This window comes from Staphylococcus sp. EG-SA-2, assembly GCF_017152085.1.
Genome location: NZ_JACYHC010000249.1, coordinates 1 through 7853, shown reverse-complemented (window position 1 = coordinate 7853; position 7853 = coordinate 1). Strand labels below are relative to the sequence as shown.

Annotated in this window: 8 protein-coding genes and 1 pseudogene; 1 reads left to right on the top strand and 8 read right to left on the bottom strand. The window is 32.4% G+C overall.

All coding sequences use genetic code 11. The features are described 5' to 3' along the window. From deoC to deoD, 3 genes are all read right to left on the bottom strand, one after another. Positions 1-367 (bottom strand): deoxyribose-phosphate aldolase (deoC, locus tag IDG60_RS02445; RefSeq protein WP_075345384.1); only part of this gene is annotated, 367 nt, incomplete at its 3' end. An 80-nt stretch (positions 368-447) separates the two neighbouring features. Then, positions 448-1800 carry a tetracycline efflux MFS transporter Tet(38) gene (tet(38), locus tag IDG60_RS02440; RefSeq protein ID WP_001100300.1) on the bottom strand — a complete coding sequence of 451 codons (1353 nt, stop codon included), beginning with the start codon at positions 1798-1800 and terminating at the stop codon, positions 448-450. 6 nt (positions 1801-1806) lie between these two features. Then, a complete protein-coding gene (deoD, locus tag IDG60_RS02435; RefSeq protein WP_000843292.1) occupies positions 1807-2514 on the bottom strand; it encodes a purine-nucleoside phosphorylase in 708 nt (235 codons plus the stop codon). 235 nt (positions 2515-2749) lie between these two features. Between deoD and IDG60_RS02430 the strand changes: the two genes are divergently transcribed. Continuing rightward, positions 2750-3505, top strand: coding sequence for a GntR family transcriptional regulator (locus tag IDG60_RS02430; RefSeq protein ID WP_001789411.1), 756 nt, complete (start codon positions 2750-2752; stop codon positions 3503-3505). A 190-nt stretch (positions 3506-3695) separates the two neighbouring features. On the opposite strand, the gene IDG60_RS22005 is transcribed toward IDG60_RS02430, so the two are convergent. The 5 genes and pseudogenes from IDG60_RS22005 to IDG60_RS02410 all read right to left on the bottom strand — a co-directional run. Beyond that, the gene (locus tag IDG60_RS22005; protein ID WP_223181133.1) at positions 3696-3833 is read right to left on the bottom strand and encodes an LPXTG cell wall anchor domain-containing protein; all 138 of its coding nucleotides are present in this window, start codon (positions 3831-3833) and stop codon (positions 3696-3698) included. Continuing rightward, positions 3820-4421 (bottom strand): annotated as a pseudogene (locus IDG60_RS02425) (hypothetical protein). The gene IDG60_RS22005 and the pseudogene IDG60_RS02425 overlap by 14 nt, the downstream one beginning before the upstream one ends. A gap of 366 nt (positions 4422-4787) precedes the next feature. Next, positions 4788-5387: a superoxide dismutase gene (locus IDG60_RS02420; protein WP_000874681.1), complete on the bottom strand. Its 600-nt coding sequence runs from the start codon at positions 5385-5387 to the stop codon at positions 4788-4790. A gap of 267 nt (positions 5388-5654) precedes the next feature. Then, positions 5655-7085, bottom strand: a complete 1431-nt coding sequence (locus tag IDG60_RS02415) for an oligosaccharide flippase family protein (RefSeq protein ID WP_000834089.1) — start codon at positions 7083-7085, stop codon at positions 5655-5657. Next, positions 7075-7853, bottom strand: a 779-nt coding sequence (locus IDG60_RS02410) for an O-antigen ligase family protein (RefSeq protein WP_206160459.1), incomplete at its 5' end; no start/stop codon positions are given. The genes IDG60_RS02415 and IDG60_RS02410, both read right to left, overlap by 11 nt.

Sequence of the window (7853 nt, the reverse complement as noted above, 5' to 3'; positions counted from 1 at the left end):
CTTTTACTGTGTGACCTTTCGCAGCTTTAACCACTGCTTCAATGTCTTGTTGTACATCATCAAAACGTCCATCTTTTAATGCGCCGATGTTGATGACCATGTCAATTTCATCTGCACCATTTTGAATTGCATCTTCTGTTTCAAATGCTTTCGTTGCAGTTGTCGACGCACCTAATGGGAATCCTATTACCGTACAAACGAGCACCTCTGAATCAGCTAGTCGCTCTGCTGCATATTTAACATGCGTTGGATTCACACATACAGATTTAAAATTGTATGCTTTCGCTTCATCGATGATTTGATCGATTTGCGTACGTGTTGACTCAGGCTTCAATAAAGTGTGATCTATATATTTCTCAAATTTCATACTTACTACTCCTCGTGTTATATAATCTCTTTATTTAATTTTACTATAAATACGAATATATCTCGCGAATTTATATCTATTTATTTTTCAGATTGTGTCCAACGATTTAAGCTGACGAATAAAACTAATCCGACAATACTCATTAAACCTAAAATAATTAAAATAATACCGAAATGTGAACTTAATGCATCATTGCCTGGGAAATTTAATGCTTTAAAATCGATTAGAGCCGCAGCAATCGCAATACCTACAGATACCGCCACATTAATAATTAAATTATAAAAACCAATAGCCACACCTGTCATATTAAGATCTATTGTTTTAATGGCTTCGTTAAGTAAAGGTGCATACATTAAAGCAAAGCTACCTGCAAAGAATATCATAGAAATGACGAAGATTGAAATGTGATTACCTACTGCAAATGCAGGTAAAATCAAGCTCAGTGCTATTAAAATAATTGCTGTGATAATCGCTTGTTTTGAATTCAGATATTCGCCGATTTTACCACTTAATGCACCAACAATGACTGCTACTATATAACCCGGTACTAATAACAGTGATGTTGTGTCTAGTTGCAGATGATAAATTTGCTCCATTATGAATGGGAACGTAAAAATATAACCCAATTGGATAGCATACATTACAAATACTATAAATAAAAATGAAGCATAACGTTTATTTTGGAAAAATGATTTATTTACTAATGGACGTTGCGCATTTTTAATATATAGCGCAAAAACGATAATCGCAATTAAGGCACCAATCATATATAACCAATTAAAGTTCGTAATAAACAGCATGACTGTTGTAGCAATAGTTGCCACTAGAATTAAGCCAACAAAATCTAAATGAGCTTTATTCGTATTATTTTCTTTTGGTAATAATTTAAATAGGAATGGCAACGTAAATACTACGATTAATGCAATTAAAAACATATTTGTCCAGTGTAAATACGTAGAAATAAATCCACCTGATAATGTACCGATAACTAATGACAAGGAATAACTGCTCGTACTTAAGCCAAGGTAAGTCTTCTGGTCCTCTTTAGAAAGATACTTTGCAACATATATCACATATAATGTCTCTGCAGCAGCTAAACCGGCAGTTTGAATAATACGTCCAACTAAAAGTAATGGGAATTGATGTTGGAAAATGTAACCAATAATTGATCCGATAATGATTAATATCACGCCATAAATAAATAGTGTGCGTATACTAATGGCATCAGATAATGAAGCGTATACTACAGCGCCAATACCAATTACTAAACCGGCTAATGTCGCTTGCCAACTTACTGTCGTTACAGATATGTTTAAGTCATCAGCAATGGCTACAGAAATCAATTTAAATGAGTTGTCTATAACCAAACTGAATACAAATAAGAATAATAAAATAGGTACTGCTTTCTTTATTTTAGAATATTCAACATTCATAATCATCTACACCAATGACAGTGCAATTTCAATCATATCTGTAAATGCACGTTCCCTTTCCTCAGGTGTTGTTGACGTTTCATGAATTAAATGATCGCTCACTGTGAACACACCTAATGCTTCGACACCAGCGTAAATTGCATTCATGTATAATGCAGCTGATTCCATTTCTACACCTAAAATACCCATACGCATCCAACGTTCACTCGCTGTTGTATCCGCGTTATAGAAAATATCACTTGATAACACATTACCTACATGATGACGTACACCTTTGTCACGTGCTGTTTCAACTGCTTTTTCTAATAATTGATAAGAAGCAATTGGCGCAAAATGACCTGGTAATTGATATTGTTGAACGTAATTTGAATCAGTAGAGGCACCTTGTGCAATAATCACATCATATAAATCAATGTTTTCTTGCATCGCGCCACAAGAGCCAACGCGAATTAATTTTTTACAACCAAATGTATGAATTAATTCATAAGAGTAAATGCCAATAGATGGCATACCCATACCTGAACCCATGACAGAAACTTTTTTACCTTTATATGTTCCGGTAAAACCAAACATGTTTCGCACTGTATTGAACTGTTCCACATCATCCAAATAAGTTTCTGCAATGAACTTAGCTCTTAACGGATCTCCTGGCAATAGAACCGTTTCTGCAATTTCGACGTCATTCATTGGTTTAATGTGTGGTGTTGATTTCATAAAATATTCCTCCCAATATTTGTATAGTGATTTGTCTATTTGTCTAATCATGTATATAATAATATTTTTTAAAAGCGCTTTCAAGCATTACATTTTGACAATATTAAGAACATTTTACAGTTACAGCTACTAACCTTGTATAAAACTAATTTTCAAAGCCTATCTATATTTAATTTTTATAATTTTTCCAATTCGAGTAAAAATTATTGTATGATGAGAGTGATTAAGTAACTTTATGGAGGTTGTCTACGTGACGCAAACACAACCAAAATTTTTAACGATTTATAATACGTTATATAAAGAAATTCAAATAGGAAAATATCCGAGTGGCCATGCATTACCTACTGAAAAGGAACTTTGTGCGCGCTTTGATGTCAGTCGTATGACTTTGCGCCAAGCTATAAAATTGTTAGCCGAAGATGGCATCGTAGAGAGTACAAGAGGGAAGGGACACTTTGTTATTCCACAAACAAATGCCCAACACGCTTCAAGTATGGATCAATTTAAGCATCCACTTGATCAAATATTGCTAGCTCGCGTATCTATGTCATCAATTAATTATCGTGTTGATTTAGAAAGTGAATATACAAATCATTTGTTTGCAAACCATCCTTCTGCCGTCATTGCAATGGAACGCTATTATCAAAAAAAGGACAATCATTCTAAGCAAGCTGATGCATTTTGCTTTACCTTTATACCGTTAAATGTCATTGACACATTTAAAGTGAATACACAAAACGAAGACGACATGAAGACATTCGTTGAGCAAACGATTTATAGCAATGCATATCAATCAGATTTAAAAATGTCTATTACCAAAGCGCCCCACTTCAAAAATCATAGTCACGTGTTTGATGGTGATACACATTGTTGGCTGATTATTGAAACATTGTACGCACAAACACCTTATCCAATTATGATTAATAAGTGGTATATTCCACAGGAAATCTCTGAATTAACACTGACACGTATAAGACAATCGGATTATTAAAATTATTAAAATATAAGAAATTTTTTGATGACTATTTAGGGAGTTGGTAAGAAATGGAAAAGCTTGTTACAAGCGCAATTTCATTCAGTCAACTACTGCCAATATAACATTAGCGAGCCTAGGACATTGATTTATGTCCTAGGCTCGCTCAGATAATCACACGATTTTTCTATTATTAATCGTATTATGTTTATTTATTTGTTGAACGTCGTCTAAATGCTAAGAATAACCCAGATACTAATAGTAGTGCGGCAATACTTGCAGTAAGAATACTTGATGTCATACTTTCACCAGCAGCTGGTAAAACTTTTTTGTTACTTTGGTTCATTTGATGATTTGATGAATGCATATTTGCTTTTGGACTCATCATTTGATGGTTTGATGATTGCATATGACCTTGTTGTATTTGTGGCTGTTGGTTCATGTGTGTGTTCTGATTCATATGGTCTTGTTGACTCATATGACCTGTTTTATTTTGCACCATTTCACTACCACCATGATTAACACCATTTGCATCTACATTCGTTTGATAAAAATTGCCATCTTTTGTTAAAGGTAACGCATGGCCATTCATATCTCTAACAGCATGTGGTTTAAATACCCCTACATTAGTTGTAATTATCACATTGTATTTATCAGCAATATTTTGCGTCGCATCATACAATTTCATATTATAGTCTTGCATATTACTGCCAGCGCTTAATTGGGGTAAAGTTTTCTCTAATTCAGTATATTGTGCTTGCGTCATTCCTTGTGGTACTACTCCGCCATAAGGGCGATGATTTTGTACATTTTGGCTTTGTTTATTCGGCACATTCATTGAAGTCGTGTCGGCATGCGCATTTTGAAAAGGCATACTTGAGAATACTAAAGTGCTTGTTACAATTAAAGAACCTACTGTTGCTAATTTTTTCATTGTCTTTTCCCTTATATTACAATTTGATTACATTTACATTATCATATGATTACAAAAGAAATGCAACAAAATTTTTGAATCGTTACAATTTTTTATAAAAATTTCACTTTAGATTCACAATAATTACTTATTTTGTCAATTTATTTAATGTCAATATGTTGATTAATTAATAGTGTTGTCTGATGTATATAACATTTAGGTCATCATTATAGTCAACAATAATAAGGTATTTCGAGTTGAAATTTATCTTATTATTTTGCCACTTTTACGTGCTATCCCATTACACAAAAACAAATAAGTAAAGATATTAAGTACAAAAAAGTGGAACACCTTGTAAATGCTCCACCTCAATTATATTAAGTTATATTATTTTGCTGCTTGGTATAATTCATCAACTTTTTTCCAGTTAACAATATTCCAAAATGCAGTCATATAGTCTGGACGTTTATTTTGATATTTCAGATAGTAGGCATGCTCCCAAACATCAAATAGTAAGATTGGTGTTTTGCCTTCTGTTAATGGATTATCTTGGTTTGGCGTTGTCACAATTTCTAATTTTCCATCATTAACAACTAACCAAGTCCAACCTGATCCAAATAATGTTGTTGCTTTATTTGCAAATTCATTTTTAAATTCATCTAAAGTGCCCCACTGCGCTTTGATGTCATCTATTACGCCACCTTTTTCTTCAGAATTAGGTGATAGTATTTCCCAGAATAATGAATGGTTAAAATGACCACCGCCATTATTACGGACTGACATCCTCATCGCTTCCGGTACCTTGTCTAAGTTAGCAATCATATCCGCTAGTGATTGATGCTCTAACTCTGTTCCTTCAACTGTTGCGTTTAATTTCGTCACGTACGTATTGTGATGTTTGTCGTGATGAAACTCCATTGTTCTTTGATCTATATATGGTTCCAATGCATCATATGCATATGGTAAATTTGGTAATTTAAATGCCATAAGTATATTCCTCCTTTTATGAATATACTTTTATAATAATTAATTTCGGGTGTGTTTTGCAATAATTATTATTTATTTGTTATATCCAATTATATAAAATTTAAATATTCGAAATTGATATAATATTTAATATTGAATGCAAAAAGGCATTTAACTGCTTTTGTTTCCCGCTTTTAAAGAGAATTAAAAAAGACAACTTCCATTTTTCAATAAGAAATTGCCTTTTCTTCTTAATCTTAAATTTCTAAAGTATAGCGTTACCGATACTTAAATTGTTTTATGTCGAAGATGCCTCAATATTTGCCATACGTATTGATTTTTCATAGTCATCATTAATAAAAGATAAACTACTATACCAATCGCAATTAATAGCAGCGTAGCGTACATTGTAGGGGGCAAATAATGATTGACCACACCAAGCACAATAAACATCATAACGGCAGCAATGACACATTGAATCGTACTTACAATATTCAACTTCACATTGATTTTAGTAATATCAACAAATCGCCAAATAAGTAAGATAAACTCTGTAATTAAACGTGCAATAGCCGCACCGTAAATTCCATAAAAATATATCAAAACAAGACATAATACTAAATTCATTACCGCACCAATAGTAATTGACGCATTATATAATCTTATTTTATTCACTATTAATAAATATTGCCTGCTTATCAACATATTTAAAGGAATGATTAATACAAGTATCGCTAAAATGGTCATCAATGGGACAGTTGATGCGAATTCCTCACCAAAGAACCATAAATAAAATGATGGCATAATTGCAATTAAACCAAAGACCATAGGTATTGTTAATATCAATTGAATATTCATATTATTAGCTAACGTTTTAGTTAAACTATGTGATTGCTGGATAGACATTTTGGTAATACGCGGAATCATTACAAGATCAAATGTATTAATCATTATGATTGCGACCGTTAAAATATTAAATGCGTTAGAAAAGATACCAACTTGTTGGTATGTGCCTACTAAACCAAGAACAACGCAAGAAATACTAGTATATAAGTTGAGCTGTCCATTTGGTAATAAGTATGCTAATGACGAACGAAACAATTGCCAGACGTGTATCCAATTAACCGAAACAAAGCTAATGTATCGTTTTAAATAGATAAACAAAGGTAATTGGTTTAATACCGTCACAATAGCAATAGTAAATACATACAATGATAAATCTGATTGATCTTTGACAAAAATAACAACTACACTTAATACAATACCAGACGCAACAATATTACTGAGGCTAGGAATTTTAAACTTTTCAGTTCCAGCATAAAACCATGAAATATCGAGTGCTGCACCTATAATATAGATTCCTTGTAGTAGGAAAATAAGATAGTAATCATCAATAAATATAGTAATTACGACCATATACATCGCAAAAACTGTTAACGCTAAAAATAATTTACTGACAAAGATATCCCAAAACTGCTGAGACAATTGCCGTTTGTCGTTAACAGACTTCGCGATAACTCTATTAAAATATAACTGAACGCCAACACTTGCAATCATCAAAAAGTATTGCACGATATTGAAAGAAAATGAAACAATACCCACACCACTGGGACCAAATGCACGTGAAATAATGGGTATTGTAATCAGTGGTGTCATCGTTCTAATCAATTGGTATAGCCCTTGATAAATAATATTTTCTTTTAGTGAATCACTCTTCATTACGATCCCTTTCCATCTTTTCATATTGAACAATAAAGACGATAATTCCTAAAATAAAAGCGACATATCTTGAGTTATTAAATGATACTGTTAAAAAGTAAATCAGCATCGTCAACATTACAACAATTGCTGTTACATTTTTCCCAGAAATGTTAAATCTAAATAATTCAAACAGTAAATAAAGCATAAATATGATAAATAACGCACCGAATAAAATGCCCCATTCCACAAAAATTTGCAAATATGTATTATGGGCAACAAGTAAAATACCATTAATTTGCGAGCCAATATGTACATAATCCACTAAGCCAACACCAAAACCTAATGTATATTTAATTACTGAAATGGCATTTATCCATACAACACTTCGCTCAGATCCACTATCATTTAATGATGCAAACCCCTCTTCAAAAATAGACGCCATTCGATCTAATGACGGTAAGGCATCAAGGTCGCTTAATTGGAATAAATAGTAGTTGATATTATAAAAAGTAAAACAAAGTAATATCAGCATAATCACTAACATACTCACAACACTTACCGCATTTCTGCTAAATAACTTTTTAATAAAGAAATAAATGGCTAAGACGATTAATATGATAAACGCAGTCTTAGACCCCGTTGTAGTTAAAGACCATAGTAAAATACCACATGCAAGGACCTTGAATATGTAATTATGAATATACTTGTAAGCAAGTACCAATGTAATAATCTGTGTCATCGCGAAATAGTTAGGGTCATTCATTAATCCTTTTGAACGTATTTCAT

Coding starts and splice junctions, on each gene's coding strand:
- deoD (WP_000843292.1), bottom strand. CDS start 2,514: ATGAAATCAACACCACACATTAAACCAATGAATGACGTCGAAATTGCA.
- IDG60_RS02430 (WP_001789411.1), top strand. CDS start 2,750: ATGGAGGTTGTCTACGTGACGCAAACACAACCAAAATTTTTAACGATT.
- IDG60_RS22005 (WP_223181133.1), bottom strand. CDS start 3,833: ATGAACCAAAGTAACAAAAAAGTTTTACCAGCTGCTGGTGAAAGTATG.
- IDG60_RS02420 (WP_000874681.1), bottom strand. CDS start 5,387: ATGGCATTTAAATTACCAAATTTACCATATGCATATGATGCATTGGAA.
- IDG60_RS02415 (WP_000834089.1), bottom strand. CDS start 7,085: ATGAAGAGTGATTCACTAAAAGAAAATATTATTTATCAAGGGCTATAC.